25 protein-coding genes are annotated in these 26937 nt (G+C 61.6%); 21 read left to right on the top strand and 4 right to left on the bottom strand.

Annotated elements, in window-relative coordinates:
* Positions 1-3 precede the first annotated feature (3 nt).
* Together ABCW43_RS02115 and ABCW43_RS02110 are read right to left on the bottom strand one after the other, a co-directional pair.
* Positions 4-741 carry a glycerophosphodiester phosphodiesterase gene (locus tag ABCW43_RS02115; protein WP_345921915.1) on the bottom strand — a complete coding sequence of 246 codons (738 nt, stop codon included), beginning with the start codon at positions 739-741 and terminating at the stop codon, positions 4-6.
* Entirely contained in the window at positions 738-1208 is a 471-nt protein-coding gene (locus ABCW43_RS02110) for a RidA family protein (RefSeq protein ID WP_345921914.1), read from the bottom strand. Before ABCW43_RS02110 ends, ABCW43_RS02115 begins: the two co-directional genes overlap by 4 nt.
* 110 nt (positions 1209-1318) lie before the next feature.
* On the opposite strand from ABCW43_RS02110, the gene ABCW43_RS02105 reads away from it, so the two are divergent.
* From ABCW43_RS02105 to lpxB, 14 genes are all read left to right on the top strand, one after another.
* On the top strand, positions 1319-2167 hold the full coding sequence (locus tag ABCW43_RS02105) for a cell envelope integrity EipB family protein (RefSeq protein WP_345921913.1): 849 nt from the start codon (positions 1319-1321) through the stop codon (positions 2165-2167).
* A 214-nt stretch (positions 2168-2381) separates the two neighbouring features.
* A complete protein-coding gene (gene rpsB, locus ABCW43_RS02100) occupies positions 2382-3155 on the top strand; it encodes a 30S ribosomal protein S2 (protein WP_046641402.1) in 774 nt (257 codons plus the stop codon).
* Between the two features lie 235 nt (positions 3156-3390).
* Complete coding sequence (gene tsf / locus ABCW43_RS02095) at positions 3391-4317, top strand: translation elongation factor Ts (RefSeq protein WP_046606277.1); 927 nt, start codon at positions 3391-3393, stop codon at positions 4315-4317.
* A 116-nt stretch (positions 4318-4433) separates the two neighbouring features.
* Positions 4434-5156 carry a UMP kinase gene (gene pyrH, locus ABCW43_RS02090; protein WP_210009838.1) on the top strand — a complete coding sequence of 241 codons (723 nt, stop codon included), beginning with the start codon at positions 4434-4436 and terminating at the stop codon, positions 5154-5156.
* A gap of 45 nt (positions 5157-5201) precedes the next feature.
* Positions 5202-5759, top strand: a complete 558-nt coding sequence (gene frr, locus ABCW43_RS02085) for a ribosome recycling factor (RefSeq protein ID WP_007758351.1) — start codon at positions 5202-5204, stop codon at positions 5757-5759.
* Between the two features lie 52 nt (positions 5760-5811).
* Entirely contained in the window at positions 5812-6555 is a 744-nt protein-coding gene (locus tag ABCW43_RS02080; RefSeq protein WP_345921912.1) for an isoprenyl transferase, read from the top strand.
* Positions 6555-7388 carry a phosphatidate cytidylyltransferase gene (locus ABCW43_RS02075; protein ID WP_345921911.1) on the top strand — a complete coding sequence of 278 codons (834 nt, stop codon included), beginning with the start codon at positions 6555-6557 and terminating at the stop codon, positions 7386-7388. Before ABCW43_RS02080 ends, ABCW43_RS02075 begins: the two co-directional genes overlap by 1 nt.
* Before the next feature lie 39 nt (positions 7389-7427).
* The gene (gene rseP, locus ABCW43_RS02070; RefSeq protein ID WP_345921910.1) at positions 7428-8549 is read left to right on the top strand and encodes an RIP metalloprotease RseP; all 1122 of its coding nucleotides are present in this window, start codon (positions 7428-7430) and stop codon (positions 8547-8549) included.
* Between the two features lie 197 nt (positions 8550-8746).
* Positions 8747-11110 (top strand): outer membrane protein assembly factor BamA, encoded by a 2364-nt coding sequence (gene bamA, locus ABCW43_RS02065; protein WP_345921909.1) that lies wholly within the window; start codon positions 8747-8749, stop codon positions 11108-11110.
* A 51-nt stretch (positions 11111-11161) separates the two neighbouring features.
* On the top strand, positions 11162-12229 hold the full coding sequence (gene lpxD, locus ABCW43_RS02060; RefSeq protein WP_345921908.1) for a UDP-3-O-(3-hydroxymyristoyl)glucosamine N-acyltransferase: 1068 nt from the start codon (positions 11162-11164) through the stop codon (positions 12227-12229).
* On the top strand, positions 12222-12689 hold the full coding sequence (gene fabZ / locus ABCW43_RS02055) for a 3-hydroxyacyl-ACP dehydratase FabZ (RefSeq protein WP_345921907.1): 468 nt from the start codon (positions 12222-12224) through the stop codon (positions 12687-12689). The genes lpxD and fabZ overlap by 8 nt, the downstream gene beginning before the upstream one ends.
* Positions 12686-13501, top strand: coding sequence for an acyl-ACP--UDP-N-acetylglucosamine O-acyltransferase (lpxA, locus tag ABCW43_RS02050; RefSeq protein WP_345921906.1), 816 nt, complete (start codon positions 12686-12688; stop codon positions 13499-13501). The genes fabZ and lpxA overlap by 4 nt, the downstream gene beginning before the upstream one ends.
* A gap of 6 nt (positions 13502-13507) precedes the next feature.
* Complete coding sequence (locus tag ABCW43_RS02045; protein WP_345921905.1) at positions 13508-14389, top strand: LpxI family protein; 882 nt, start codon at positions 13508-13510, stop codon at positions 14387-14389.
* Positions 14389-15567, top strand: coding sequence for a lipid-A-disaccharide synthase (lpxB, locus tag ABCW43_RS02040; protein ID WP_345921904.1), 1179 nt, complete (start codon positions 14389-14391; stop codon positions 15565-15567). Before ABCW43_RS02045 ends, lpxB begins: the two co-directional genes overlap by 1 nt.
* A 29-nt stretch (positions 15568-15596) precedes the next feature.
* Here the strand turns inward: lpxB and gltA are convergent, their stop codons facing one another.
* Positions 15597-16886 (bottom strand): citrate synthase, encoded by a 1290-nt coding sequence (gene gltA / locus ABCW43_RS02035; protein WP_345921903.1) that lies wholly within the window; start codon positions 16884-16886, stop codon positions 15597-15599.
* A gap of 287 nt (positions 16887-17173) precedes the next feature.
* Here gltA and ABCW43_RS02030 point away from each other — a divergent pair, with 287 nt between their 5' ends.
* On the top strand, positions 17174-19681 hold the full coding sequence (locus ABCW43_RS02030; protein WP_345921902.1) for a ComEC/Rec2 family competence protein: 2508 nt from the start codon (positions 17174-17176) through the stop codon (positions 19679-19681).
* On the opposite strand, the gene lexA is transcribed toward ABCW43_RS02030, so the two are convergent.
* A complete protein-coding gene (gene lexA, locus ABCW43_RS02025; protein WP_345921901.1) occupies positions 19662-20381 on the bottom strand; it encodes a transcriptional repressor LexA in 720 nt (239 codons plus the stop codon). The genes ABCW43_RS02030 and lexA overlap by 20 nt on opposite strands.
* 200 nt (positions 20382-20581) lie before the next feature.
* On the opposite strand from lexA, the gene ABCW43_RS02020 reads away from it, so the two are divergent.
* The 6 genes from ABCW43_RS02020 to ABCW43_RS01995 all read left to right on the top strand — a co-directional run bounded on the left by ABCW43_RS02020 (position 20582) and on the right by ABCW43_RS01995 (position 26923).
* A complete protein-coding gene (locus tag ABCW43_RS02020; RefSeq protein WP_345921900.1) occupies positions 20582-21454 on the top strand; it encodes a VOC family protein in 873 nt (290 codons plus the stop codon).
* A 4-nt stretch (positions 21455-21458) separates the two neighbouring features.
* Positions 21459-22307: a 3-deoxy-8-phosphooctulonate synthase gene (gene kdsA, locus ABCW43_RS02015; RefSeq protein ID WP_345921899.1), complete on the top strand. Its 849-nt coding sequence runs from the start codon at positions 21459-21461 to the stop codon at positions 22305-22307.
* Positions 22308-22417: 110 nt separating this feature from the next.
* Positions 22418-23692, top strand: coding sequence for a phosphopyruvate hydratase (eno, locus tag ABCW43_RS02010; protein WP_345921898.1), 1275 nt, complete (start codon positions 22418-22420; stop codon positions 23690-23692).
* 238 nt (positions 23693-23930) lie between these two features.
* Positions 23931-24248, top strand: coding sequence for an FtsB family cell division protein (locus ABCW43_RS02005; RefSeq protein ID WP_046630592.1), 318 nt, complete (start codon positions 23931-23933; stop codon positions 24246-24248).
* Positions 24249-24442: 194 nt separating this feature from the next.
* Complete coding sequence (gene pdhA / locus ABCW43_RS02000) at positions 24443-25513, top strand: pyruvate dehydrogenase (acetyl-transferring) E1 component subunit alpha (RefSeq protein ID WP_345921897.1); 1071 nt, start codon at positions 24443-24445, stop codon at positions 25511-25513.
* Positions 25514-25531: 18 nt separating this feature from the next.
* Positions 25532-26923, top strand: coding sequence for a pyruvate dehydrogenase complex E1 component subunit beta (locus ABCW43_RS01995; protein ID WP_345921896.1), 1392 nt, complete (start codon positions 25532-25534; stop codon positions 26921-26923).
* The last annotated feature ends 14 nt before the right edge of the window (positions 26924-26937 follow it).

Genomic DNA, 26937 nt, shown 5'->3' with positions numbered 1-26937 from the left:
GCTTTACAGGGAGGGGGAGGGAGCCTCCCGCGGATCAAAACCTTCGAAGGTCATCTGGTCGGCATATTTATAGGTATGTTCGCGGCCGTTTGCATCCCTCACGGTCCAGGTAATGACCGGAATTCCGGTTGCTCGCTGAGCTGTGATGAACGTGTTTGGCAGGTGAGGATAGTGGTAGGAAATGAAGTCGAGGCCAAGTTGCATGGCTTCGTCATGCTCGAAGAACTCTTCCGGCTTGTCGCCCATGGCGGTGAGGCCGAGCGGGTAGGGCGAGCCGGCAGTCTTCAGGTCGCGCAGGATGTGGTAGTCGAAGCTCATCAGCGCCACCTTGCCCTGATAATCCTCGAGAACCTCCAGCACCGCCTCGGCAAACCCGTCGTCCTCGCCGTCGCCTTCGCGCCCCTTGATCTCGATGACGAGAGGTACCTTGCCGGCAACGAGCGCGAGCATCTGCTTCAGGGTCGGGACTTTATCCTTAGTACCGCCGACAGCGAGCATCCCGAGCTCGGCAGAGGTCTTCTCGCGGATGTCGCCCTTGATGCCGCAAAGCCGTTCGAGGTCATGGTCGTGAAAGATCACCGGCACGCTGTCGGCGGCGAGCTGCACGTCGCATTCGATCGCAAAGCCGGCTTCGACTGCCCGGGAAAACGCCGAGAGCGTGTTTTCCCAGACCTGGCGGTTCATGTCGTGATAGCCGCGATGGGCGACCGGAAGGTCCTTGATCCAGGTGGCGTCGGTCATGCTTCGATCTCGATGATGGCTTCGATTTCCACGGAAGCGTTGAGCGGCAGCGCGGCCATGCCGACGGCTGCGCGCGCATGCTTGCCGGCGTCGCCGAGAACGTTGGCGATCAGGTTCGATGCGCCGTTGGTGACGATATGCTGTTCGGCGAAGCCCGGCGCCGAGGCGACGAAGCTCGAAAGCTTGACCACCCGCTTGATCCGGCCGAGATCGCCGCCCAACGCCGCCTTCGCCTGGGCGAGGATATTGATGGCGCAGAGCTCTGCAGCGCGGCTGGCTGCCGCCACGTCGACGTCCGTACCGACAAGGCCCGTGACGGCCACTTTGCCGTTTTCGTTCGGTAATTGGCCGGAGATGAACAGCAGGTTGCCGGTGATCACATAGGGCAGGTAATTGGCGGCGGGTGCTGCCGCGACGGGAAGCACGATCCCCAGTTCCTGCAGACGGCCTTCGATGGCTTCGGTCATTTTCGACTCCCGTTTTGTTGTAAAATCTTCAAAAATCCTGCATCAAGGCCTTAGCTTGGTCAGATGGCGTTCTTATAACATCACCAACTGAGTCCAACAGGAGAATGTGAATGTTGCGAATGAGCCTCGGGGTGATCCTTGCCGGCGGTCTGAGCCTTTTGGGCGCCACCTCCGCGGACGCGACTACCGACGCTGCTGCCCGGCTGCTCGTCCCGCATCGCGCCATTTACGACCTGAAGCTCAAGAAAGCCTCGGAACGCTCCGGCATCGAAGGCATGTTCGGCCGCATGGTCTATGAGTTCACGGGCTCGGCCTGCACCGGTTTTTCCACCAATTTCCGGCTGGTGACCAAGATCAATACGGGCGAGGAGACGCGCCTCAGCGACCAGCAGACCACCACCTTCGAGGACATGGCCGCAAACCAGTTCCATTTCGAGACCAAGTCCTTCACCGACGAGCAGCTCGACAAGCAGCTGAGCGGCGATGCGTCGATCGTCGAAAAGGGCGTCAAGGTGGAAATCACCCAGCCCGACGGCCGTGAGATCGAATTGCCGTCGAGCGATTTCCCAACCAGCCATATGCTCGACGTCATCGCGAATGCCAAGCAGGGCAAGAGTTTTTTCGAGGCGCGGGTCTTCGACGGTTCGGAAAACGGCGACCAGGCGCTGCTGACCACGACGGTGATCGGCAAGCCGCAGACAGCGCAGAGCGATGACGTCGATGCCGACAAGGCGGGCGAGTTTGCAAAGACCTCCTTCTGGCCGGTGACGATCGCCTATTTCAACGAGAACGCGGTCGGTGACCCGACCCCTGTCTACAACATGTCGTTCAAGCTCTATGAAAACGGTATCACCCGCGATCTCACCATGGACTACGGCGACTTCGTGCTGTCCGGCAGCCTGGTCAAGCTGGAGCTTCTGAAGCCGCAGCAGGACCCGTGCCCGGCGCCGGCCAAATAGCTATCCTTCGGTAATTGCCAGTCACTCGCCGGCCCGCTGAGGCAATTTCCGGCAAAGCACTTGCTTTTGCGGCAAATCGAATGTATGGCCAGCCGCATTCCACACGTAAGGCATGGGATTGTCCGGGAGAAATCCGGACCGTTCCGCCCGGTGGCATTCTCGAAGAGGGTGCTGTTCGCCTTGCGGAGGTTCAACCGGAAAAGGATAACTAGGCATGGCATTGCCCGATTTTTCTATGCGCCAGCTTCTTGAGGCAGGCGTTCACTTCGGCCACCAGACTCACCGCTGGAACCCGAAAATGAAGCCGTACATCTTCGGCGACCGTAACAACATCCACATCATCGATCTGGCCCAGACCGTTCCGATGCTGTCGCGCGCCCTTCAGGTCGTGTCCGACACCGTCGCCCGCGGCGGCCGCGTTCTGTTCGTTGGCACCAAGCGCCAGGCGTCCGAACTGATCGCCGACTCGGCCAAGCGTTCGGCCCAGTACTACGTCAACTCCCGCTGGCTCGGCGGCATGATGACCAACTGGAAGACCATTTCGAACTCGATCCAGCGTCTGCGCAAGCTCGACGAGATCCTGAACTCGGAACAGTCCGGCTATTCCAAGAAGGAACGCCTGAACCTCGAGCGCGAACGCGAGAAGCTGGACAAGGCTCTCGGCGGTATCCGCGACATGGGCGGCACTCCGGACCTGATGTTCATCATCGACACCAACAAGGAAAAGATCGCCATCGACGAAGCCAAGCGCCTGGGTATTCCGGTCGTTGCCATCATCGATTCGAACTGCGATCCGGACCTCATCGACTACCCGATCCCGGGTAACGACGACGCCTCGCGCGCCATCGCTCTCTATACCGACCTGATCGCCCGCGCTGCCATCGACGGCATCGCTCGTCAGCAGGGCGCTTCGGGCCGCGACATCGGCGCTTCTTCCGAAGCTCCGATCGAGCCGGCGCTCGAAGGCGAAGCAGAAGCTGAAGCTTAAAGGCGGGATGGAGCGGCTTGCCCGCTCCTCCTTTCTGAAATTCGATCGAGGCCAGAGATACCGATCCCTGGCCTTGGTCGTTTCAAGGCGAGCCGCCACCGCTCCGTCGTTGAGGCGATCGCTTGCGTGATGTCTTCATCACGCTGTCATGATTCCGGGTACATTCGTCCCAAAACTTTTGAGTCCGCCGACGTTTTTCCGGCGACAAGCACTTGAACCGACAAGAGGCAAAACAATGGCTGAAATCACCGCTGCACTGGTAAAGGAACTGCGCGAAAAGTCCGGCGCAGGCATGATGGACTGCAAGAAGGCGCTGACTGAAACGAACGGCGACATCGAAGCGGCGATCGACTGGCTGCGCGCCAAGGGCATCTCCAAGGCCGACAAGAAGTCCGGCCGCACCGCAGCCGAGGGCCTGATCGGCATCGCCAGCGCCGGCCACAGGGCCGTCGTCATCGAACTCAACTCGGAAACCGATTTCGTTGCCCGCAACGACGCGTTCCAGGACCTCGTTCGCGGTATCGCCAGCGTCGCCCTGACGACGGACGGTTCCGTCGAAGCGATCTCGGCTGCCACCTATCCGGCTTCCGGCAAGCCGGTTGCCGACACGATCAAGGACGCGATCGCCACGATCGGCGAGAACATGACACTGCGTCGCTCCGCCCTGCTGCAGGTCGAGCATGGCGTCGTCGCGACCTACGTCCATAACGCTGCCGGCGACGGCATCGGCAAGCTCGGCGTTCTGGTCGCCCTGAAGTCGGTCGGCGACAAGGAAGTCCTGACCTCGCTCGGCCGTCAGGTCGCCATGCACATCGCCGCCACCAACCCGCTCGCCATCCGCGCCGAAGAAGTCGACGCAACCGTGGCCGAGCGCGAGCGCAACGTCTTCATCGAGCAGTCGCGCGCTTCCGGCAAGCCGGAAGCGATCATCGAAAAGATGGTGGATGGCCGCATGCGCAAGTTCTTCGAGGAAGTTGCCCTTCTGTCGCAGGCCTTCGTCATCAACCCGGACGTGACCGTCGGCCAGGCCGTCAAGGATGCTGAAAAGCTCGCCGGCGCTTCGATCGAAGTCACCGGCATGGCTCGCCTGCTGCTCGGCGAAGGCGTCGAAAAGGAAGAATCGGATTTCGCCGCTGAAGTCGCAGCGGTCGCCAAAGGCTGATATTCGTTAGCGAAAGATGTCGAAACCGCAAGGGCACCGGTGACAAGCCGGTGCCCTTCGTGTATCCGCAACCCGTTTGACCCTCCGCATTGCATTTCGATTTTCAAGGAGCCCCCATGTCGCCTCAGCCTCTCTACAAGCGTGTCTTGCTCAAGGCCTCCGGTGAAGCTCTGATGGGCAGCCAGGGTTTCGGCATCGATGTTGAAGTTGCCGACCGGGTCGCCTCCGATATCGCCGAAGCGCGCGCCATGGGCGTCGATGTCGGCGTGGTCGTCGGCGGCGGCAATATCTTTCGCGGCGTCGCCGTCGCGTCCAAGGGTGGCGACCGGGTGACCGGCGACCATATGGGCATGCTCGGCACGGTGATCAACGCGCTGGCGCTCGCCACGTCGCTGCGCAAGCTGAACGTCGACACCGTGGTTCTGTCGGCGATCTCGATGCCGGAGATCTGCGAGAGCTTTTCGCAGCGCCAGGCGGTGCACCACATGGCGCAGGGCAGGGTGGTGATCTTCGCCGGCGGCACCGGCAATCCGTTCTTCACGACCGATTCGGCGGCCGCGCTTCGTGCGGCGGAAATTGGTGCGGAAGCGATCTTCAAGGGAACCCAGGTGGACGGCATCTATTCGGCCGATCCCAAGAAGGACCCGACGGCAACCAGGTTCGACACGCTGACGCATGGCGAGGTGCTCGAAAAGGGTCTGGCGGTGATGGATGTGGCGGCGGTGGCGCTTGCCCGCGAAAATTCCATCCCGATCATTGTTTTTTCGATCCATGAGAAGGGCGGCTTCGCCCAAATCTTGACCGGCGGCGGCCGCAAGACCATCGTAGCGGACAATTGAGGCGCGGCGTCGCGGGCCGCCCAGACAACATACGGGAGTAGACGGATGAGTGGAATCGACCTCAACGACATCAAGCGCCGCATGGAAGGCGCGATCAACGCGTTCAAAAGCGATATCGCGTCGCTGCGTACCGGCCGCGCCTCGGCCAATATTCTCGATCCGGTGATGGTCGAAGCCTATGGTTCGCGCGTGCCGCTGAACCAGGTGGCCAACATCACCGTGCCGGAGGCGCGCATGCTCGGCGTGTCCATCTGGGACAAGTCGATGGTCGGCGCCGTCGATCGGGCGATCCGCGAATCAAACCTCGGCCTCAACCCGATCGTCGATGGCCAGAACCTGCGCATTCCGCTCCCCGAGCTCAACGAAGAGCGCCGCAAGTCTCTGGTCAAGGTTGCGCATGACTATGCGGAGAAGGCGAAGGTTGCTGTCCGTCACGTCCGCCGCGATGGCATGGACGGCCTGAAGAAGGCCGAAAAGGACGGCGACATCGGCCAGGACGAGAGCCGCTCGCAGTCGGAAAAAGTGCAGAAGATGACGGACGATACGATTTCCGAAGTCGACCGCTTGCTTGGCGACAAGGAAAAGGAAATCATGCAGGTCTAATTTAGGCCTGGTTTGCCGCCATATTCCGGCGGCCAAAGGAGCCGCGTAGAATATGGTGAACCCCGAGCTTGCAATCATTCCCCAACACGTGGCCATTATCATGGATGGCAATGGACGCTGGGCCAACAAGCGCGGGCTTCCTCGTACGGTCGGACACAGCAAGGGCGTCGAAGCGGTTCGCGAAACGGTGCGGGCTGCCGGCGACGCTGGCGTCAAATATCTGACGCTCTTTGCGTTTTCTTCGGAGAACTGGAGCAGGCCTGAAACCGAGGTGAGGGATCTCCTCGGTCTTCTCAGGCGCTTCATCCGCCAGGATCTGGCCGAATTGCACCGCGAGAACGTCCGCATCCGGGTGATTGGCGAACGCGAGAAGCTGCGCAGCGACATCCTTCCGCTTCTTCTCGAAGCCGAGGAAACGACAAGGTTCAATACGGCACTGACGCTGGTCATCGCCTTCAACTACGGCGCGCGAGACGAGATCGCCCGTGCGGTCGCCATGCTCGCCCGGGACGTCGAGGCCGGTATCCTCAAGGCCTCCGAGATCGACCCGGACAAGATCAGCGCAAAGCTGGATACCGCCGGCATTCCCGATCCGGACCTCATCATCCGCACCAGCGGCGAGGAGCGGCTTTCGAACTTCCTGCTCTGGCAGGCGGCCTATTCCGAACTTGTCTTCCTGCCCGACTACTGGCCCGATTTCGATCGGAAACTCTTCCTTGACGCCCTGAAGATCTACGCGTCCCGCGACCGGCGCTTCGGCGGCCTGTCGAACAAGACGATAGCGGTGGGTGGTTGATGAGCGCTGAACTGAAGCGCCGCATCGCATCTGCACTGGTTCTGGCGGTCGTGGTCCTGACGGCCACCTGGTATGGCGGCCTGCCGTTCCGCGTCGTGGCCGCCGCCATTGCGGTGCTGATCTACTACGAATGGTCGACGATCACCCGGCTGGCGGAGCGCGATTTTCGTGCGAACGCCTTCGGCTGGGTTGCGGTTTTTCTGATCGCCATCGACCTGCTGGTTGACGAAGGTGAGCTCTCGGTGCCGATCCTCGGCGGCGCAACCGTCACCGCCCTTCTTCTCGTGCTGCTGCGCAAGGGCAGCTGGTGGCTGCCGGGTGGCATCTTTTACGCCGGCTTGAGCGGCATCTCGCTGGCGGCGATCCGTGCCGAGGACCAGGCGGGGTTCGTCGCGACCCTCTTCATCTTCGCGGTCGTTTGGGCAACCGATATCCTCGCCTATTTCGTCGGCCGCGCTCTCAAGGGGCCGAAACTTGCGCCGCGCATTTCGCCCGGCAAGACCTGGTCCGGTGCGATCGGCGGCACGGTGTCGGGCGTGATCGCAAGCTCCGCCCTGACGCTCGGCGTCTTTTCCCGGTTGTCGATTTGGACGGTGACGATCGCGTTTCTGCTTTCCGTCGCAAGCCAGGTCGGCGACCTGTTCGAGTCCTTCATCAAGCGCCGGTTCGGCGTGAAGGATTCCAGCCACCTCATTCCGGGGCACGGCGGCGTCATGGATCGTGTCGATGGCCTCGTTTTCGCCTGTTTCGCAGCGTTCCTGCTGACGCTTGTTTATACGGCCACGACGGGCCATCTTAATGTATCGGTTGCGGGCTTCCTCTTCGGGTTTTGAGGACTGGGCGGCCGGTACAATGTTGAAACGGAAATTTTGATGGCCATCCTCAGCTTCCTTACCGGCTATATCATCCCCTTCGTGCTGGTCCTGTCCCTGCTCGTCTTCGTGCATGAGATGGGCCACTATCTTATCGGACGCTGGTGCGGCATCCGGGTCACCGCCTTCTCGGTCGGCTTCGGTCCCGAATTGGTCGGCTTCACCGACAGTCATGGCACCCGCTGGAAGCTATCGGCGATCCCGCTTGGCGGCTACGTCAAGTTCTTCGGCGACGAGGATGCCGTGAGCCTGCCGGATGCGAGCGGACTTGCGGGCATGAGCGAGGAAGAAAAGGCCCAGACGCTGGCCGGCGCCAAGCTCTGGAAGAGGGCCGCCACCGTCGCGGCCGGCCCGATCGCCAATTTCATCCTGGCGATTGCCATCTTCGCCGTGCTCTTCAGCGTTTATGGCAAGGTTGTCGCCGATCCCGTGGTCGCCGAAGTCCAGCCGGGCAGCGCCGCCCTTGCCGCCGGCGTTGAGCCCGGTGATCGTCTGGTGGCGCTCGACGGTTCGCGCATCCGCACTTTCGACGATGTACGGCGTTATGTCAGCATCAGGCCGGACACTCCGATCGTCGTGACGGTCGAGCGGAACGGCCGGGATCTCGATCTGCCGATGGTGCCGAAGCGCTCCGAGGTCACCGACCAGTTCGGCAACAAGGTCGAGCTCGGCCTGATCGGCATCGTCACCAACGAACAGCGCGGCAATTTCCGCCTCGAGACCTTCACGCCGCTGCAGGCCGTTGCCGAAGGCGTCACCGAGACCGGCCATATCGTCACCGGCACCTTCCGCTATATCGGCAATCTGGTGACCGGCCGGATGAAGGCGGACCAGCTCGGCGGACCGGTTAGGGTCGCTCAGGCATCGGGCCAGATGGCGACGCTCGGCTTTGCGGCGGTGGTCCAGCTTGCGGCGGTTCTTTCCGTCTCGATCGGGCTTTTGAACCTCATGCCTGTGCCAGTTCTGGACGGCGGCCATCTCGTCTTCTACGCGATCGAGGCCATCCGCGGCCGGCCGCTCGGCGCGGGTGCGCAGGAGATCGCCTTCCGTATCGGGCTTGCGATGGTTTTGAGCCTGATGGTGTTCGCCACCTTCAACGACATCAGCAATCTGATCGGTTGATGTCCTTCAAATCGTAAAAGAAACCGTTTATTCACCATGTTTCCAACAGTTGCGTGGCCATTGGGTCACGCAAGGGAAGTAAGTAAACAGAAATTAACGCGATGCCTTGCTTGTAGGTCAAAAGAAGGTAAAACGACACACGTGGCCGGAGTCGGGCACCACCCGCCGAGGGACAACGGGAAAAGGTAAGAATTGAAATGAAGGCTGGTTCAAAGTTTTTGAACGCAGTGTCGGCGTTTGCGCTGTCTGCTAGTGTTGTTGCATCGGGCGCAGGTGTACTGGTACTTGCTTCCGCACTTTCTGCCGAAGCGGCGGTTATCCGGAGTGTTCAGGTCCGCGGCGCACAGCGCGCCGGCGAGGAGGCTGTCCGTTCCAACCTGACCATCCGCCCGGGTGTCAACTTCTCCAATAACGACATCGATGAATCGGTCCGCAAGCTCTATTCGACCGGCTATTTCTCGGATGTCAAAATCAGTGTTTCCGGCAGCACGCTCGTCGTGTCGGTGAGCGAAAACCAGCTCATCAACCAGGTCGTGTTCAACGGCAACCGCAAGATCACCGACGACAAGCTTCAGGCAGTGGTTCAGACCCAGCCGCTCGGCCCGTACAATCAGGCACTGGTCGATGCAGATATCCAGCGCCTGCGTGAAGCCTATCGCGCGATCGGCCGCAGCGACGTTCAGATCACCACCCAGACCGCCGACGTCGGCCAGGGGCGCGTCAACCTTGCCTTCGTCATCAACGAAGGTGACCGCACGAAGATCGCTGACATCAATTTCGTCGGCAATCAGGCTTATGGCGATGGCCGCCTGCAGTCGGTGATCATCACCAAGGAATCCGGTCCGCTGTCCTTCCTGACCCGCAAGGACGTCTATAGCGAGGACAAGCTGCGCGCCGACGAGGAAGCGCTGCGTCAGTTCTACTACAACCATGGTTATCCGGACTTCCGCGTCATCTCGTCGGAAGCCGTGCTCGACGCATCGGGCAACAAGTACAACATCACCTTCACGGTCGAGGAAGGCCAGCGTTACGAGTACGGCAACATCTCGGTCGAATCCACGGTCGAGGGCATCAGCAGCCAGGACCTCGAAGGCCTGGTTCAGACCCGCGCCGGCAACGTCTATAATGCCCGCGAGATCCAGAAGACGATGGAAGCGATCTCCAAGCGCGTCGCTGCGGCCGGTTATCCGTTCGCCCGCGTCACGCCGCGCGGCGACCGCAACATGGGAAGCCACACGGTCGGTGTTTCCTACCTGGTCGACCAGGGCGAGCGCGCCTATGTCGAACGCATCGAGATCCGTGGCAACACCCGCACGCGTGACTATGTCATCCGCCGCGAATTCGATTTCAGCGAAGGCGACGCCTTCAACCAGGAAATGATCTCGCGCGCCAAGCGTCGCCTTGAGGCACTCGGTTATTTCACCTCCGTGAATATCTCGACCTCGCAGGGCACTTCGCCTGACCGCGTCGTCATCGTTGTCGATGTCGAAGACCAGCCGACCGGTTCGTTCGGTATCGGCGCCGGTTATTCTGCTGGCGGCGACGGCTTCCTGCTCGAAGCTTCGATCGAAGAAAAGAACTTCCTCGGCCGCGGCCAGTTCATCCGCGTCGCAGTCGGCGGTGGTCTTGACGAAGCCCGCAGCTACAACCTTTCGTTCACCGAGCCCTACTTCCTCGGTTACCGTCTGGCGGCCGGTTTCGACCTGTTCAAGAGCTCGACCTCTTCGAACAGCTATTACGACTATGAAGAACAGGGTGTCACCTTGCGTGTGACGGCGCCGATCACCGAAGATCTGGCAACCACATTCCGCTACACCTACAAGGAAATTCAGTACGAGAACGACGGCGCCTTCGGTAGTGACGGTCTTCCCGGCACCGCTGACGATAACCTTTCGTCGCCCTACATTTCGATGATCGATAACGGCAAGTTCGTTCAGTCGTCGATTTCGCAGACGCTGACCTACAACACGCTCGACAGCCAGACGCTGCCGCGCGAAGGCATCTACGCGACGATCACGCATGAATATGCCGGTCTCGGCGGCGACTCCGACTTCTACAAGATTTCCGGCCGTGCCCGTTATTTCCAGCTTCTGTCGACCGAGGCCGATCTGATCGGATCCATCGCGGTAGGCGCCGGCCATGTGGTTTCCACCGGCGACAATCTGCATGTCTTCGACCAGTTCACGATCGGCGGTCGTCAGATCCGCGGCTTCGAGAATGACGGTATCGGTCCGCGCACGACCGATCACGGCGACGCACTCGGCGGTACGACCTACTTCACGGCTTCCGCCGAAATGTCGATGCCGATGCCGGCTGTTCCGGAAGACTTCGGTCTGCGTGCTGCCGTCTTCGCCGATGCCGGCACTCTTTACGGCAATGATGTTCCGCTCGGCACCAGCACCGCGCAGGGCACCAGCATGAACTGGCGTGCTTCGGTTGGTGCGGGCATCATGTGGGCGTCGCCGTTCGGCAACATCCGCTTTGACTACGCGCATCCCGTCGTGAAGGAAGATTTCGACGAAACCCAGGAATTCCGGTTCAGCATGGCGAACCAGTTCTGATTATTTCCGCTCGCGATGGCGGGCGGAAATCTGTTCTGGAGCTTTGGCTTTATGGACCACAATGAATTCTTTCCGCCCCATGATGGCGTGAGCCTGCGCGAGTTGGCCGCCCTTCTTGGGGCTGAACTGCTTGATGGCAGCGCCGGCGATCGGCTGATCCGTTCCGTTGCACCCGTTGCGCGGGCCGGAGAGGGTGAAGTCTGTTATATCCTGTCCCGGAAAAGCCGGCACGAACTGGAAAGCTGCAAGGCTTCCGCGATTATTTGTGACACGGCGATCCGTTCGATCATTCCGGCCCATATCCCGGTTCTGCTGACCAAGACGCCACACACGGCGTTTGCACAGGCGGGTGCTCTCCTGCACCCGATCGCGATGCGGCCGTCTCCAATCACCTCGTTTCCGCCGGGCATTTCGCCGGCTGCGTTCGTGGATCCAACCGCCAGGCTCGAACCCGGCGTCGAAATCGAGCCTATGGCCGTGATCGGCGCGCGGGCGGAAATCGGCGCCGGCACCCGCATCGGCGCTGGGACTGTCATCGGTGCCGACGTCAAGATCGGCCGGGATTGCACGATCGCCGCAGGGGCGAGCGTCGTCGCGGCTTTGATCGGCAATGGCGTGATCATTCACAATGGCGTCCGCATCGGCCAGGACGGCTTCGGTTTTGCGCCGGGTCCGCGAGGCATGCTGAAGATCGTCCAGATCGGCCGCGTCATCATCCAGGACAATGTCGAGATCGGCGCCAACACGACGGTCGACCGCGGCGCCATGGACGATACGGTGATCGGTGAAGGCACCAAGATCGACAATCAGGTCCAGGTCGCCCACAACGTGCGCATCGGCCGTCATTGCGGCATTGCGAGCGGGGCCGGCATTGCCGGTTCGACACGGATTGGCGACGGCGTATTGATCGGCGGCGCATCCGGTATTAATGGACACATCTCGATTGGTGACGGCGTTCAGATTGCTGCGATGAGCGGCGTGGTGTCGGATATTCCGGCTGGCGCGCGTTATGGTGGTATTCCTGCCCGCCCGATGCCGGATTTCCTCCGCGATACCGCGGAAGTCTTGATGCGTTCGGATGAGCGGGCGAAACGCAGAGGAGAGAAAAAGAATGACTGATGAGACCAAGCCGATGCTCGGCGCGGCCGATATTCAGGAAATCATGAAGCTGCTGCCGCACCGCTATCCTTTTCTCCTGGTCGACAAGATCGTCGAGATCGACGGCGACAATTCCGCGATCGGCATCAAGAACGTCACCGCCAACGAGCCGCATTTCACCGGGCATTTCCCGGAGCGGCCGATCATGCCGGGCGTGCTTCTGGTCGAAGGCATGGCGCAGACCGCCGGCGCCATCTGCGCCAGGAAGGAAGGCGAGGGCGGCAATCTCGTCTACTTCATGACCATCGACAATGCCCGCTTCCGCAAGCCGGTCGTGCCCGGGGACCGGGTCGAGTTCCACGTCACCAAGCAGAAACAGCGCGGCAATATCTGGAAATTCCATTGTGACGCGAAGGTGGACGGCGTACTTGTTGCCGAAGCCGATATCGGCGCAATGATCCGGCGCAAGGAAGAAGAATGAGCAGCATTGCAGCCAGCGCGCGCATCCATCCGTTAGCTTTGATCGAGGACGGCGCCGTCATCGGCGAGAACGTCGTCGTCGGACCGTTTTCGCATGTGGGCCCGCGGGTGGTGCTGAAGGATGGCGTCGAACTGCTGTCGCATGCCGTGGTGAGCGGTCGCACCGAGATCGGCCGCAACTGCCGTATCTTTCCGATGGCGGTGATCGGCGGCGTTTCCCAGAGCCTTCATGAGGCAGGCGAGGATTCGACGCTGACGGTCGGCGACAATTGCGTCATGCGCGAAGGCGTGACGATGAATTGCGGCACGGTCGGCGGCGGCGGCAAGACGGTGGTCGGCAACAACTGCCTGTTTCTCGCCAATTCGCACGTCGCGCATGATTGTCAGCTCGGCAACGACATCATCATGTCGAACAACGTCATGCTCGCCGGCCACGTCCATGTGGCGGACCGAGCAATCCTCGGCGGCGGCTGTGCCGTGCACCAGTTCACCCGCATCGGCCGCCAGGCTTTTATCGGCGGGCTTTCGGCGGTCAACTACGACGTCATTCCCTACGGCATGCTGAACGGCAATCCGGGCGTCCTCGGCGGCCTGAACGTGGTCGGCATGACCCGGGCCGGCATCGAGCGCGCAACGATCCATACCGTTCGCCGTGCCTTCAAGCAGATATTCGAGGGCGAGAGCAACATCCGCGCCAACGCCGCGGCGATCCGCAACGACTACGCCGATTGCAAGGAAGCGATGGAAATCCTCGATTTCATCGCGGTCGAGAGCGATCGTGCCATTTCCTCGACCTTCCGCGGCAAGGGCTGATCCCGCATGGCCGGCCTCCCGAGCCTTGCGCCGAAGGGCCGGCTGGCAATCATCGCCGGGAAGGGGTTTTTGCCCCTCTATGTGGCGAAAGCAGCGCAGCAGGCCGGTGAAACACCGCTGATCCTAGCACTCGCAAATGAATCCGATCAGAGCTTCGATGGTTTCGAAGCGGTTTCCGTTGGCGTCGGCGATCTTTCGGCAATCGAACGTCTGTTCCGCGAAATGGGTATCACCCGCGTCATCCTGTCGGGCGGTGTCGCCCGAAGGCCCGACTGGCGCGACATCCATCCGACCTTCCGGACGATCCTGAAAGTCCCCTCGGTTGTCCGCACGCTCCTTTCCGGCGGCGACGACTCGGTGCTCCAGATGGTCATCAAGCTCATCGAGGCGATGGGTTGCGAGGTGCTGGGGGCCCACGACATCGTGCCCGGCCTGCTTGCCAAGACCGGACCGCTCGGCGCCCATGTGCCCTCGGACGATGACCGCCGCGACATCGACCGGGCGTCCGAAGCCGCCAAGCGTCTCGGCGAACTCGACATTGGCCAGGGCGCGGTCAGCGTCGGCGGCCGCGTCGTGGCTTTGGAAGGCGTCGAGGGCACGGACCGGATGCTGGAGCGGGTGGCGGCACTGCGCGCCGAAGGCCGCATTTCGGCCCGCCGCAAGGGCGTGCTCGTCAAGCTCTGCAAACCGCAGCAGGACATGCGCGCCGATCTGCCGACGATCGGCCCGTCGACCATCGAAAACGCCATCAATGCCGGTCTCGCCGGCATCGCCGTGGAGGCGGGACGCGCTTTGGTGCTGGAAGAATCCAAGATGATTGCCGCGGCCGATGCCGCCGGTATTTTCGTCTGCGGCATAGATCCCGGCCTGCCGCAAGGAGGATTGTGATGGTCAGGACCTTGAAGGTTGGTGTCATCGCCGGCGAAGTATCCGGCGATCTGCTCGGCGGCGATCTGATCGCAGCCTTGAAGGCAGCCCATGACGGCCCGGTCGACCTCGTCGGCGTCGGTGGCGAAAGTTTGGAGGCACAAGGCCTCACCTCGCTTTTCGACTTTTCCGAACTGTCGATCATGGGTCTGACCCAGGTAATCGCCCGCCTGCCGAACCTGATCAGGCGGATCAACCAGACGGCGGCGGCCATCGTCTCGGCAAGGCCGGATGTGCTGATCATCATAGACAGCCCCGATTTCACCCATCGCGTCGCCAGGAAAGTGCGCGCCGCTCTGCCGGACCTGCCCATCGTCGATTATGTCTGCCCGAGCGTCTGGGCGTGGAAGGAATACCGCGCCAAGGCGATGCTCGCCTATGTCGATCATGTCCTGGCTGTGCTGCCGTTCGAGCCTGAGGCCATGAAGCGCCTCGGCGGGCCGGAAACCACCTTCGTCGGCCACCGTCTGACAGCCGATCCGTCGCTCCTCAAGGTCCGCGGCATCCGGGCCGGACGCCCGGTGAAGGAGCCGGGGGAAGAAAAGACGATCATGCTTTTGCCGGGCTCCCGTTCGGCGGAAATCAAGGCGCTGCTGCCGGTTTTCGGCGAGGCGGCCCGCGAGTTCGTCGCCCGCAACGGGCCGACCCGCTTCGTGCTGCCGACGGTTCCCCGCCTAGAAAAGCTGGTGCGCGAGATCGCCGCCGGTTTCGAGGTCAAGCCGGAGATCAGCGTCAGTTCGGATGGCAAATGGGCAGCCTTCACCGAGGCCGATGCAGCGCTTGCGGCCTCGGGCACGGTAATCCTCGAACTCGGCCTTGCCGGAATTCCGGTCGTCTCGGCCTACAAGACCGACTGGCTGATCACCATGCTCGCGAAACGCATCAAGACCTGGTCCGGCGCCCTGCCGAACCTGATCGCCGATTACGCGGTGGTACCGGAATACGTCAACGACGTGGTGCGTCCGGCAAGTCTTTGCCGTTGGGCCGAACGCCTGTCCTCCGACACGTTGCAGCGTCGCGCCATGATCGAAGGTTTCGATCTCACCTGGGAGCGGCTGCAGGTGCCCGTGCCGCCCGGCGAGGCCGCCGCCGGCATCGTTCTCCAGGTTCTGGACACTAAAAAACCCGGCCATCTCTGACCGGGTTTTTTGTTGGGTTCAGCGTTCGATTAACGCTTGGAAACCGGAACGTAGTCACGCTGCGCTTCGCCGGTATAGAGCTGACGCGGGCGGCCGATGCGCTGCTGCGGATCTTCGATCATTTCGGCCCACTGGGCGATCCAGCCGACGGTGCGGGCGAGAGCGAAGAGCACGGTGAACATGGTGGTGGGGAAGCCCATCGCCTTCAGCGTGATGCCCGAATAGAAGTCGATATTCGGGTAAAGCTTCTTCTCGATGAAATACTCGTCGGTGAGCGCGATGCGCTCCAGTTCCATCGCCACCTGCAGGAGCGGATCGTCCTTGTGGCCGAGTTCGCCGAGCACTTCATGCGTGGTCTTCTGCATGATCTTGGCGCGCGGATCGTAGTTCTTGTAGACGCGGTGGCCGAAGCCCATCAGGCGGAAAGGATCGTTCTTGTCCTTGGCGCGGGCGATGTATTCCGGGATTTTGTCGACCGAGCCGATTTCCGTCAGCATGTTGAGCGCTGCTTCGTTGGCGCCGCCATGGGCCGGGCCCCAGAGGCAGGCAATGCCGGCCGCGATGCAGGCGAACGGGTTGGCACCCGAGGAACCGGCGAGGCGGACCGTCGAGGTCGAAGCGTTCTGCTCGTGGTCGGCATGCAGGATGAAGATGCGGTCCATGGCGCGCGACAGAACCGGATTGACCACATACTCTTCGCACGGAACGGCAAAGCACATGCGCAGAAAATTCGACGCATAGTCCAGGTTGTTCTGCGGATAAACGAAGGGCTGGCCGATATGGTACTTGTAGGCCATCGCGGCAAGCGTCGGCATCTTGGCGATCATGCGCAGCGAAGCGACCATGCGCTGGTGCGGATCGGTGATGTCGGTCGAGTCGTGATAGAAGGCCGACAGTGCCCCGACGCAGCCGCACATGACGGCCATCGGATGGGCGTCGCGGCGGAAGCCGGTGAAGAAGCGGCTCATCTGCTCATGCACCATCGTGTGATGGGTCACGCGATAGTCGAAGTCCTTCTTCTGGGCTGCGGTCGGCAGTTCCCCGTAAAGCAGCAGATAGCAGGTTTCCAGAAAGTCGCCATGCTCGGCCAGCTGTTCGATCGGATAGCCGCGATGCAGCAAGATGCCCGCGTCGCCGTCGATATAGGTGATCTTGGATTCGCAAGACGCCGTCGAGGTGAAGCCCGGGTCGTAGGTGAAGGTGCCGGTGTGTTTGTAAAGAGCGCCGATATCGACCACGTCGGGACCGATGGTGCCCGACTTGACCGGCAGATCGACTTTTCTGTCACCGATTACCAGATTTGCGCTTGTTTCCGTCATGCTGATCCTCCAACCTTTTGGCGGCATGGCGCCCTAAAAGCGCCACAAGAATTAAGCGTCCACAGTTTAGCTATATGATCCGAAAGCTGATGCCAAGCTGTCGTGACGGCATTTTGTGCAGCGCGAAAAATTATTGGGCAGCGGCGTTTGCTTGGATGTCCAACTTCCTGTTGCAGGCCTCTTTCACGCTTCGGAATTCCCGATATTTAACCGCCGGTTGACGGCCGGGGAGGAAGCGCGCAGGTTGCATTGCCGCATGTTTGGCGGTGGGGCGAATAGAGCGTTTCATGCCGGAGGAAAATGCATTTCCGACGCGTGCCGAGGCAGGGAAGCTGATATCCCGGCCGCCGGACCCCCGCATAAATGGAGGCGCATCCGACTCGGTCAAGGTCCGGGATCTGGCCGAGCTTTTTCCCGCGATCGAACGCCGCCCGCCGGTTCATACGTCAGGCGGCCCCTTTCGCCGCTCCACGAGCCGACGGCTTGACCGGCTGCGGCGCCGTCTGCCGGTCATGCTGGAGGAGGAGGCGGTCTATGGCCATGGCTTCCTTTTTCTGCCCGTTGTCGTCGGGGCAGGGGCCGCCTGCTGGTTCGCGCTGCCGCAGACCCCGGCTTTCTGGCCGTATTTCCTCCTCCTTTGCGACTGCGCGATATTTGTGATCGCCTCGCGCTACCGGTCCGGTACCACGCACCTCTTGCCGCTCGCTCTCACACTCTTTCTGGCAGGCATGATGCTGGCGCAGTTCGAGACTTGGAGGCGCTCCACTGTCATTCTCGATACGCCGGTGACGACCGAGCTTGCCGGCGTGGTCGAGCGTCGAGAGATCGATGCCCAGGGTCGTTGGCGTTATATCGTCCGCATCGCGCGGACCTCCAATCCGGAAGTCAGGCGCCCACCGCAGCGTGTATCTCTGCTTTCAAGGTCCCGCCATGAACCGGCCAAAACCGGCGAAACGATCAGCGGCCGCGCCCGCATTTCACCCCCGTCGGGACCGGCCCTGCCGGGCCTCAACGACTTTGCCTTTTCGTCCTATTTCGACGGCATCGGCGCTGTTGGGTTTTTCTATGGAGCACCGAAAAAGCAGGCTGCCGCCCATTCAACCCGGGGCTGGATTGCGGACGTCGAAACCCGGCTTTTCGATCTGCGCAGCGCAATCGCAACCCGTATCCGGGAGACCGTGCCCGGAGATCCCGGCGCCTTTGCCGCGGCGATCGTCACGGACGAGCGCCGGGCGATTTCCGAAGACACCACCGAGGCGCTGCGACTGTCGGGCCTCGCCCATATCGTCGCCATTTCCGGGCTGAACATGGCGCTCGCTGCCGGCATCTTTTTTGTCGGCGTGCGTACCGTGCTTTCCGTCTTCACGGGCTTCGCCCAGGCCTATCCGGTCAAGAAGATCGCCGCACTTGGTGCCCTGATGATGGCGACGGCCTACTACCTGATCTCTGGTTTCGGCGTTTCGGCCGAGCGGGCCTATATCATGATGGCGATCATGCTGGTGGCGGTCCTTTTCGATCGGCCATCGATCAGCCTGCGCAATGTGGCGCTGTCTGCGCTCACCATCATCGCCATGTCGCCCTCGGAAATACTGGGGCCGAGCTTTCAGATGTCGTTTGCCGCCACCGCTGCCCTGGTTGCCGGCTACGCGCTCTGGAAACATAGGGCGGAAGGCCGCGATCCCGAACCTCTGCCGTTCCGTCACCCTCTGGTGACGCCCGTTCTGACGTCCTGGAATTTCGCGGCCGGCATCTTCGTGACCTCGCTGATCGGCGGCATTTCGACCGCAATGTTCTCGGTCGAACATTTCCACCGTATCGCCACCTACGGCCTTGCAGCGAACCTCGCCGCCATGCCGATCATCTCCTTCGTGGTCATGCCGGCCGGGCTGGCCGGCATGTTGCTGATGCCGTTCGGCCTCGATGCTCCCTTCATGAAGCTCATGGGCCTCGGCCTGGAGTGGGTGATCGCCATTGCCAACCACGTTGCCGCCTGGGGCGGCGATGTCGGCACAGGACGACAGCATCCCTGGTTCCTGACCGTCTCGACCGCAGGTTTTCTGCTGCTGACGCTGCTGAGGACGAGACTGAGATTGATCGGGCTGCCACTGATGATGACTGCTCTGCTGCTTTCCTGGCATGAGCGGTCGATGCCCCTGCCGGATATACTGATCTCGGAAGACGGGACCACGGTCGCCGTTCTAGATGGGGAGGGGGTCGCCATCAATCGCGCCCGCCCGCCCGACTTCATCTACGACCAATGGAAGAGGGCCCTTTTGCTCGGCGATCCCACCAAGCCTGAAATGTCGCCATCCAGGGAAAAGCCGCCCGACGACAAGCCTCCCGGCGAGAAAGCCAACGAGCGGCGCGAGCTGGCCCCAGCGGAACTCGAAACGGCAAAGTCGCAAATGAAACGAGCGCCTGCCGGCCGCTTCACCTGTGAGCAGAAGGCCTGGTGCGCGGCACGCACGGGCAAGGGCATCGTTATCGCTGTCGAGGACAGCCGTTATGCCGGTGCCGCCTGCGACGCCGCCAATCTTGTCATTGCCCCGCGCGCCCGCTTCGACCAATGCCGGTCCGGCGCGCCGATGATCAACGGCGCCACGCTTCGCAAGGCGGGCGCCATGGAGATATTCCTCAACGGCGCGACCGACGTTCGGCGCTGGCAGATCCGTGCCGCCATGGCGGGCGAGGATCGACCCTGGAGCAGGCACCGCCACTATGATTGGCGAAGCCGTGGTTTTGACAGGTCATTGCCGGAACCGGTCCGGCAGATGATCAGTGATACCGGCGGATGAGGCCGACGAGCTTGCCTTGGATCTTCACCCGGTCCGGCCCGAAAATCCGGGTTTCGTAGGCGGGGTTGGCGGCTTCGAGCGCGATCGAAGCGCCGCGGCGGCGAAAACGCTTCAGCGTCGCTTCCTCGTCGTCCACCAACGCCACGACGATATCGCCCGGATTGGCCGTATTGCTGTTGCGGATGATCACCGTATCGCCGTCGAGAATGCCGGCCTCGATCATCGAGTCGCCCTTGACCTCCAGCGCATAATGTTCGCCTGAGCCGAGCATTTCGGCGGGCACGGCAATGTCGTGCGTATTGTTCTGGATCGCCGAGATCGGCACGCCGGCAGCGATGCGGCCCATGACCGGAACGGTCGTGGCGTTCGATGGGTCGTCGTTGGCGGCGGGCTTTGGAGGCACCGCGACGGGCTGCGGCTTGCCGAGGCTGCCCTCGATGACGCTCGGCGAAAAACCGCGGCGGGGCTGGATGCTCGGCGAATAGGCTTCCGGCAGCTTGATGACTTCGAGCGCACGGGCCCGGTTCGGCAGGCGGCGGATGAAGCCGCGTTCCTCGAGGGCCGTGATCAGCCGGTGGATGCCGGATTTGGACGCGAGGTCGAGAGCGTCCTTCATTTCGTCGAATGACGGCGGGATGCCGGATTCCTTCATGCGTTCGTGAATGAACAGAAGCAATTCCTGTTGTTTGCGCGTGAGCATCTTTTGGCACCCTCAGAGTCGGAAACAAATCCAGAACGGACACTATATGTTCCATATGTGTTCTGCAAGTCCCTAAATTTCTGTGAAGTATGAAGATTTTTTCTTCATAGATGCGTGCCAGATATCTCGTGTCACACCACTTGCGCGGCGCGAGCCCGCTGCCAAAGTAGCTTTGCGATTCCAATTCCGGGGGGCCTCGCTTGAACGCAAGACCGATCGATCATCTCGTGCTGCCGGTGGCGGGACTTGCCGCTGCGCGTTCCCGGCTCACGAAGCTTGGTTTTACAGTTGCGCCGGACGCTTTTCATCCTTTCGGCACAGCCAATGCTTGCGTGTTCTTCTCGGATGGCAGCTACCTGGAGCCGCTGGCTCTTGCCAATCGCCGCCATGCAAGCGCTGCCGCCAAACGCGGTAACGTTTTTACGGCACGCGATCTGGCCTTCCGCAACGGGCGCGACAGGCAGGGGTTCTCCGCGCTCGTTATCGCCACGGGTGACGCGATGGCCGATCACGCGCGTTTCAAGATGCGTGGCATCTCGGCAGGCGACGTGCTGGAATTTTCCCGCGGCATGACCTTGGCCGATGGTTCCGAAACGCAGGCGAGCTTCCGGCTGGCTTTTGCGGGTGATGACCGCGCACCTGATTTCCTGATGTTTTCGTGCCAGCGGATCAATCCCCTGCCGGCCGATCGCGGCGAACTGGAGCGCCATTCCAATGCCGTCACGGGGCTGAGCAAGATCATCCTGTCGGCCTCGGCACCCTCCGACTTCGTACCCCTGGCGGAGCAGGTGCTGCTGACGAAGGCCAAGCCGGAGGCCGCGTCGATCGAGCTTGCCGCTGCCAATGCCCGCATTCGCATCCTGCAGGATCACCAACTCGAAGCGGAATTCGCCCTGCCGTCGACGCCGGGTGCCGAGGGGCTGCGCGGCCGGGTGATCATCTTCAAGACGACCGATCTTGCCGTGACAGAGATCACCCTTGCTGCTAATGACGTCGCATTCGTCCGCCGGGAGGGCCGTGTTCTCGTCTCGGCGGCGCCCGGCCAGGGTGTTTTGTTCGGCTTCGAGGAATAGGTTCATGGAAGTTACCGCCAATCCACGCGTCTCCGTCGGCGAAGGAGACGGCAAGGTGGTTTTCGCGCAGGATGCAAAGCTGTCGCTGATCGCCGGCCCCTGCCAGATGGAGAGCCGCGACCACGCCTTCATGATGGCAGGCGCGTTGAAGGAACTCTGCGGCAAGCTCGGTATCGGCCTCGTCTATAAGTCCTCCTTCGACAAGGCCAACCGCACGTCGATTTCCGGCAAGCGCGGCATCGGGCTCGAAACCGCCATGGAGATCTTTGCCGACCTCAAGAAGGAATTCGGCTTTCCGGTTTTGACCGACATTCACACGGAAGAGCAATGCGCCGTTGTCGCGGAGACGGTCGACATCCTGCAGATCCCGGCTTTCCTCTCCCGCCAGACGGACCTGCTTGTCGCAGCCGCCAAGACCGGTCGCGTCGTCAACGTCAAGAAGGGCCAGTTCCTGGCGCCCTGGGACATGAAGAACGTGCTTGCCAAGTTCACCCAGAGCGGCAATCCGAACGTGCTGCTCTGCGAGCGCGGTGCTTCCTTCGGCTACAACACGCTGGTCTCCGACATGCGCTCGCTGCCGATCATGGCGTCGCTCGGCGCTCCGGTCATCTTTGATGCGACACATTCGGTGCAGCAGCCGGGCGGGCAGGGCGCTTCGACGGGCGGCGACCGCACCATGGTGCCGGTGCTGGCGCGCGCGGCCGTCGCGGTCGGTGTCGCCGGCGTCTTTCTCGAAACCCACCAGGATCCGGACAACGCGCCCTCGGACGGCCCCAACATGGTGTATCTGAAGGACATGCCGCGGCTGCTCGAAAAGCTGCTCGCTCTCGATGCCATCGCCAAGGCGGCTTGAGCCCGCTCACTAAAAGCGCGCAAACTGCTTCGATTGTAATTTTCGCGTCATTGATTATGAGACATTTTCAGTGACCTCGTGACGTCAAGTCCAAACCCAGGGAGAGACCCTTGACCGCCATCACCGATATCATCGCCCGCGAAATCCTCGACAGCCGCGGCAATCCGACCGTTGAGGTGGATGTCTATCTGGAAGACGGATCGATGGGCCGCGCGGCCGTTCCGTCGGGCGCCTCCACCGGCGCGCACGAAGCCGTCGAACTGCGTGACGGCGGCAAGCGCTACCACGGCAAGGGCGTCGAGAAGGCGGTCGAAGCCGTCAATACCGAGATCTTCGATGCGATCGGCGGCTTCGATGCCGAAAGCCAGATCCATATCGACAAGACGATGATCGCGCTCGACGGTACGCCGAACAAGTCGCGCCTCGGCGCCAATGCCATCCTCGGCGTCTCGCTCGCCGTCGCCAAGGCCGCCGCCGAAACGTCCGGCCTGCCGCTCTACCGTTATGTCGGCGGCCCGAACGCCCATGTCCTGCCGGTGCCGATGATGAACATCATCAACGGCGGCGCCCATGCCGACAACCCGATCGACTTCCAGGAATTCATGGTCATGCCGGTCGGCGCCGATACGCTGAAGGACGCCGTGCGCATGGGCTCGGAGATCTTCCACGTCCTCAAGAAGGAACTGGCGGCCCAGGGCCACAACACCAATGTCGGCGACGAAGGCGGTTTCGCACCGGGCCTGAAGAGTGCGTCCGAAGCTCTCGACTTCATCATGAAATCGGTTGAAAAGGCCGGTTACAAGCCGGGCGACGACGTATGCCTGGCGCTCGACTGCGCTTCGACCGAATTCTTCAAGAACGGCAAGTACGAAATGGAAGGCGAAGGCCGCACGCTCGAGCCGGAAGCCATGGCCGACTATCTGGCCGAGCTTGCAGCCAAGTATCCGATCATTTCGATCGAAGACGGCATGGCCGAAGACGATTGGGCCGGCTGGAAGTACCTGACCGACAAGATCGGCGCTAAGTGCCAGCTGGTCGGCGACGACCTGTTCGTCACCAATTCGGCCCGCCTGCGCGACGGCATCAAGATGGGCGTCGCCAACTCCATCCTCGTCAAGGTCAACCAGATCGGCTCGCTGTCGGAAACGCTCGATGCCGTCGAGACGGCACATAAGGCGAGCTATACCGCCGTCATGTCGCACCGCTCGGGCGAAACGGAAGATTCGACCATCGCCGATCTCGCCGTCGCCACCAATTGCGGACAGATCAAGACCGGCTCGCTGTCGCGCTCCGACCGGCTTGCCAAGTACAACCAGCTCATCCGCATCGAGGAAATGCTGGGCCCGCAGGCGGTCTATGCCGGTCGCGGCATCCTGAAGGGTTAAGGACTGTTTGGCGAAGCCGACGAAACGATCCAGTGATCGTTTCGAAGGACGTACGCCCTGAGCCCAAGCGAAGGGCCAGCAAATCATTGCATCATAATTCCAAAGCCCGCGCCGAAAGACGCGGGCTTTTTTCGGACTCGATTCTGGTCAACGATTGCTTAAGCAAGTTCTGCGAATTTGAAGCTCTGTTTCGGATCCGATTTGAGATCCCGTAAGCGTGGCAAGGCGTTAGAGCGGCATGTGGACAAAGCATCATAAGAAAAGAAAATTCGGCCGTTTTGTCCTTCCCGCCATCACAGTCGCGTTTCTGTCCTACTTCGGCTATCATTCCATCCATGGTGATCTCGGTCTGATCGCCACGGAGGAATTCGAGCGTCAGCGGCAGGCGCGTGCGGAGGAACTGGCCAAGCTGACCGCCCGGCGCGAAACGCTGGAGCGGCAGGTTCAGCTGATGAGCGACGGTTCGCTCGACAAGGACATGCTGGACGAGATCGCCCGCTATCAGCTGAATATTTCCCGCAGCGACGAAATCGTCATCTTCAACAACTACTTCTAAATTAACCGAATTTCAGTTAATTTTACATTTCTATAACCTTTTCAGTGGGTTGTGCGGAATGTGAGCCATGCATTTATGGCATTGCTGGGGCAGGCTTTCTTGCCTATGGTACGCCCCGAAACCAGAGTGGGAATCTGGCGATACACGTCAGGGCGCAATCTCGCTCTCAACGCAGAACTCAAAGGGAGGGATGAATGGCGCCGACAAAAACCGCGTCTGTATCCGGCCGCAAACCAGCGGCAAAGTCTGCAATCAAATCGGCCTCGAAATCCTCCGCCAAGGAGTTTACGGGCAAGAACACCCCGGATTTCGGCAAGGATCAGGATCTTCACGCTTATCGTGAAATGCTGCTCATCCGCCGTTTCGAGGAAAAGGCCGGCCAGCTCTACGGCATGGGCTTCATCGGCGGTTTCTGTCACCTCTATATCGGCCAGGAAGCTGTCGTCGTCGGCATGCAGATGGCGCAGCAGGAGGGTGATCAGGTTATCACCGCCTATCGCGACCATGGGCATATGCTGGCAACCGGCATGAGTGCGCGTGGCGTCATGGCGGAACTCACAGGACGCAGGGGCGGCTATTCCCGAGGGAAGGGCGGCTCGATGCACATGTTCTCCAAGGAGAAGCATTTCTACGGCGGCCACGGCATCGTCGGCGCCCAGGTTTCGCTCGGAACCGGTCTCGCCTTCGCCAACAGGTATCGCGGGAATGACAGCGTCTCGGTCGCCTATTTCGGCGATGGCGCGGCCAACCAGGGCCAGGTCTACGAGAGCTTCAACATGGCTGCCCTCTGGAAGCTGCCGATCGTCTATATCGTCGAAAACAACCGTTATGCGATGGGCACCTCGACGGCCCGTGCGACGGCGCAGTCGAACTATTCGCTGCGTGGTTCCGGCTTCGGCATCCCCGGCATCCAGGTCGATGGCATGGACGTTCGCGCCGTGAAGGCCGCCGGCGACGAGGCGCTCGAGCACTGCCGTTCCGGCCAGGGCCCGATCATTCTCGAAATGCTCACCTACCGTTATCGCGGTCACTCCATGTCCGACCCGGCGAAATATCGCTCCAAGGACGAAGTGCAGAAGATGCGCTCCGAGCACGACCCGATCGAGCAGGTGCGCCTGCGCCTCCTCGAAAAGGGCTGGGCCACCGAGGACGAGCTGAAGGCGATCGACAAGGATATCCGCGACGTCGTTTCGGATAGCGCCGATTTCGCCCAGGCCGATCCGGAGCCGGATCCGTCCGAGCTCTACACCGACATTCTGCTCTGATCGCGGGGAGGGAACCCAATGCCAATCGATATCCTGATGCCCGCCCTTTCTCCGACCATGGAGGAAGGCACGCTCAGCAAGTGGCTGAAAAAAGAAGGTGACAAGGTCACCTCCGGCGATGTCATCGCTGAAATCGAGACCGACAAGGCGACCATGGAAGTGGAAGCCGTCGATGAAGGTGTGATCGGCAAGCTGCTGATCGCCGCCGGCACCGAAAACGTCAAGGTCAACACCAAGATCGCCGTGCTCCTGCAAGATGGCGAGAGCGCCGATGCGATCGGGTCTTCGGCTCCTGCCAAGGAGGCTCCGAAGGCTGAAGCACAGCCTGCCCCGGAAGAAAAGCCGGCCGCTGCTCCGGCTCAAGCCTCGGTCCCGGCCCAGCCCAAGGCGGAGGCCGCCGCCGACCCGGATATCCCGGCCGGCACCGAGATGGTCATGACCACGGTTCGCGAAGCGCTCCGCGACGCGATGGCCGAGGAAATGCGCCGCGACGAGGACGTCTTCGTCATGGGCGAGGAAGTCGCCGAATACCAGGGCGCCTATAAGATCACGCAAGGCCTGCTGCAGGAATTCGGACCCCGCCGCGTCGTCGACACGCCGATCACCGAGCACGGCTTTGCCGGCGTCGGCGTCGGTGCCGCCATGGCGGGCCTGAAGCCGATCGTCGAGTTCATGACCTTCAACTTCGCCATGCAGGCGATCGACCAGATCATCAACTCGGCCGCCAAGACGCTCTACATGTCCGGCGGCCAGATGGGTGCGCCGATCGTGTTCCGCGGCCCGAACGGTGCCGCCGCCCGCGTCGGCGCCCAGCACAGCCAGGATTATGCCTCCTGGTACAGCCAGATCCCGGGCCTCAAGGTCGTCATGCCCTACACGGCTGCCGACGCCAAGGGCCTGCTGAAGGCCGCCATCCGCGATCCGAACCCGGTCGTCTTCCTGGAAAACGAAATCCTCTACGGTCACCAGTTCGAAGTGCCGAAGCTCGACGATTTCGTCCTGCCGATCGGCAAGGCGCGCATCCACCGCAAGGGTAACGACGTCACCATCGTTTCCTTCGGCATCGGCATGACCTATGCCGTGAAGGCGGTCGCCGAGCTGGAAAAGGAAGGCATCGACGTCGAGCTGATCGATCTTCGCACGCTGCGCCCGATGGACCTGCCGACCGTCATCGAGTCGGTCAAGAAGACCGGTCGCCTCGTCACGGTCGAGGAGGGTTATCCGCAGAACTCGGTCGGCACCGAAATCGCCACCCGCGTCATGCAGCAGGCCTTCGACTATCTCGATGCGCCGATCCTGACGATCGCCGGCAAGGACGTGCCGATGCCTTATGCGGCCAATCTCGAAAAGCTGGCGCTGCCGAATGTCGGCGAAGTCGTCCAGGCGGTGAAAACCGTCTGCTACAAATAAGGGGAGGATGTTTC

The organism is Neorhizobium tunisiense, assembly GCF_039631515.1.
GTDB lineage: Bacteria > Pseudomonadota > Alphaproteobacteria > Rhizobiales > Rhizobiaceae > Neorhizobium.
This window is presented reverse-complemented; position numbering and strand designations above follow the sequence as displayed.

What these genes read in the sequence shown, in the direction of transcription:
- ABCW43_RS02075 (WP_345921911.1), top strand. Translation starts at nt 6,555, where the DNA reads ATGAGCGCTGAACTGAAGCGCCGCATCGCATCTGCACTGGTTCTGGCG.
- rseP (WP_345921910.1), top strand. Translation starts at nt 7,428, where the DNA reads ATGGCCATCCTCAGCTTCCTTACCGGCTATATCATCCCCTTCGTGCTG.
- lpxD (WP_345921908.1), top strand. Translation starts at nt 11,162, where the DNA reads ATGGACCACAATGAATTCTTTCCGCCCCATGATGGCGTGAGCCTGCGC.
- fabZ (WP_345921907.1), top strand. Translation starts at nt 12,222, where the DNA reads ATGACTGATGAGACCAAGCCGATGCTCGGCGCGGCCGATATTCAGGAA.
- ABCW43_RS02105 (WP_345921913.1), top strand. Translation starts at nt 1,319, where the DNA reads ATGTTGCGAATGAGCCTCGGGGTGATCCTTGCCGGCGGTCTGAGCCTT.
- ABCW43_RS02080 (WP_345921912.1), top strand. Translation starts at nt 5,812, where the DNA reads ATGGTGAACCCCGAGCTTGCAATCATTCCCCAACACGTGGCCATTATC.
- pyrH (WP_210009838.1), top strand. Translation starts at nt 4,434, where the DNA reads ATGTCGCCTCAGCCTCTCTACAAGCGTGTCTTGCTCAAGGCCTCCGGT.
- lpxA (WP_345921906.1), top strand. Translation starts at nt 12,686, where the DNA reads ATGAGCAGCATTGCAGCCAGCGCGCGCATCCATCCGTTAGCTTTGATC.
- frr (WP_007758351.1), top strand. Translation starts at nt 5,202, where the DNA reads ATGAGTGGAATCGACCTCAACGACATCAAGCGCCGCATGGAAGGCGCG.
- ABCW43_RS02110 (WP_345921914.1), bottom strand. Translation starts at nt 1,208, where the DNA reads ATGACCGAAGCCATCGAAGGCCGTCTGCAGGAACTGGGGATCGTGCTT.
- pdhA (WP_345921897.1), top strand. Translation starts at nt 24,443, where the DNA reads ATGGCGCCGACAAAAACCGCGTCTGTATCCGGCCGCAAACCAGCGGCA.
- ABCW43_RS02045 (WP_345921905.1), top strand. Translation starts at nt 13,508, where the DNA reads ATGGCCGGCCTCCCGAGCCTTGCGCCGAAGGGCCGGCTGGCAATCATC.
- tsf (WP_046606277.1), top strand. Translation starts at nt 3,391, where the DNA reads ATGGCTGAAATCACCGCTGCACTGGTAAAGGAACTGCGCGAAAAGTCC.
- bamA (WP_345921909.1), top strand. Translation starts at nt 8,747, where the DNA reads ATGAAGGCTGGTTCAAAGTTTTTGAACGCAGTGTCGGCGTTTGCGCTG.
- ABCW43_RS01995 (WP_345921896.1), top strand. Translation starts at nt 25,532, where the DNA reads ATGCCAATCGATATCCTGATGCCCGCCCTTTCTCCGACCATGGAGGAA.
- lexA (WP_345921901.1), bottom strand. Translation starts at nt 20,381, where the DNA reads ATGCTCACGCGCAAACAACAGGAATTGCTTCTGTTCATTCACGAACGC.
- kdsA (WP_345921899.1), top strand. Translation starts at nt 21,459, where the DNA reads ATGGAAGTTACCGCCAATCCACGCGTCTCCGTCGGCGAAGGAGACGGC.
- gltA (WP_345921903.1), bottom strand. Translation starts at nt 16,886, where the DNA reads ATGACGGAAACAAGCGCAAATCTGGTAATCGGTGACAGAAAAGTCGAT.
- ABCW43_RS02030 (WP_345921902.1), top strand. Translation starts at nt 17,174, where the DNA reads ATGCCGGAGGAAAATGCATTTCCGACGCGTGCCGAGGCAGGGAAGCTG.
- rpsB (WP_046641402.1), top strand. Translation starts at nt 2,382, where the DNA reads ATGGCATTGCCCGATTTTTCTATGCGCCAGCTTCTTGAGGCAGGCGTT.
- ABCW43_RS02005 (WP_046630592.1), top strand. Translation starts at nt 23,931, where the DNA reads ATGTGGACAAAGCATCATAAGAAAAGAAAATTCGGCCGTTTTGTCCTT.
- lpxB (WP_345921904.1), top strand. Translation starts at nt 14,389, where the DNA reads ATGGTCAGGACCTTGAAGGTTGGTGTCATCGCCGGCGAAGTATCCGGC.
- ABCW43_RS02115 (WP_345921915.1), bottom strand. Translation starts at nt 741, where the DNA reads ATGACCGACGCCACCTGGATCAAGGACCTTCCGGTCGCCCATCGCGGC.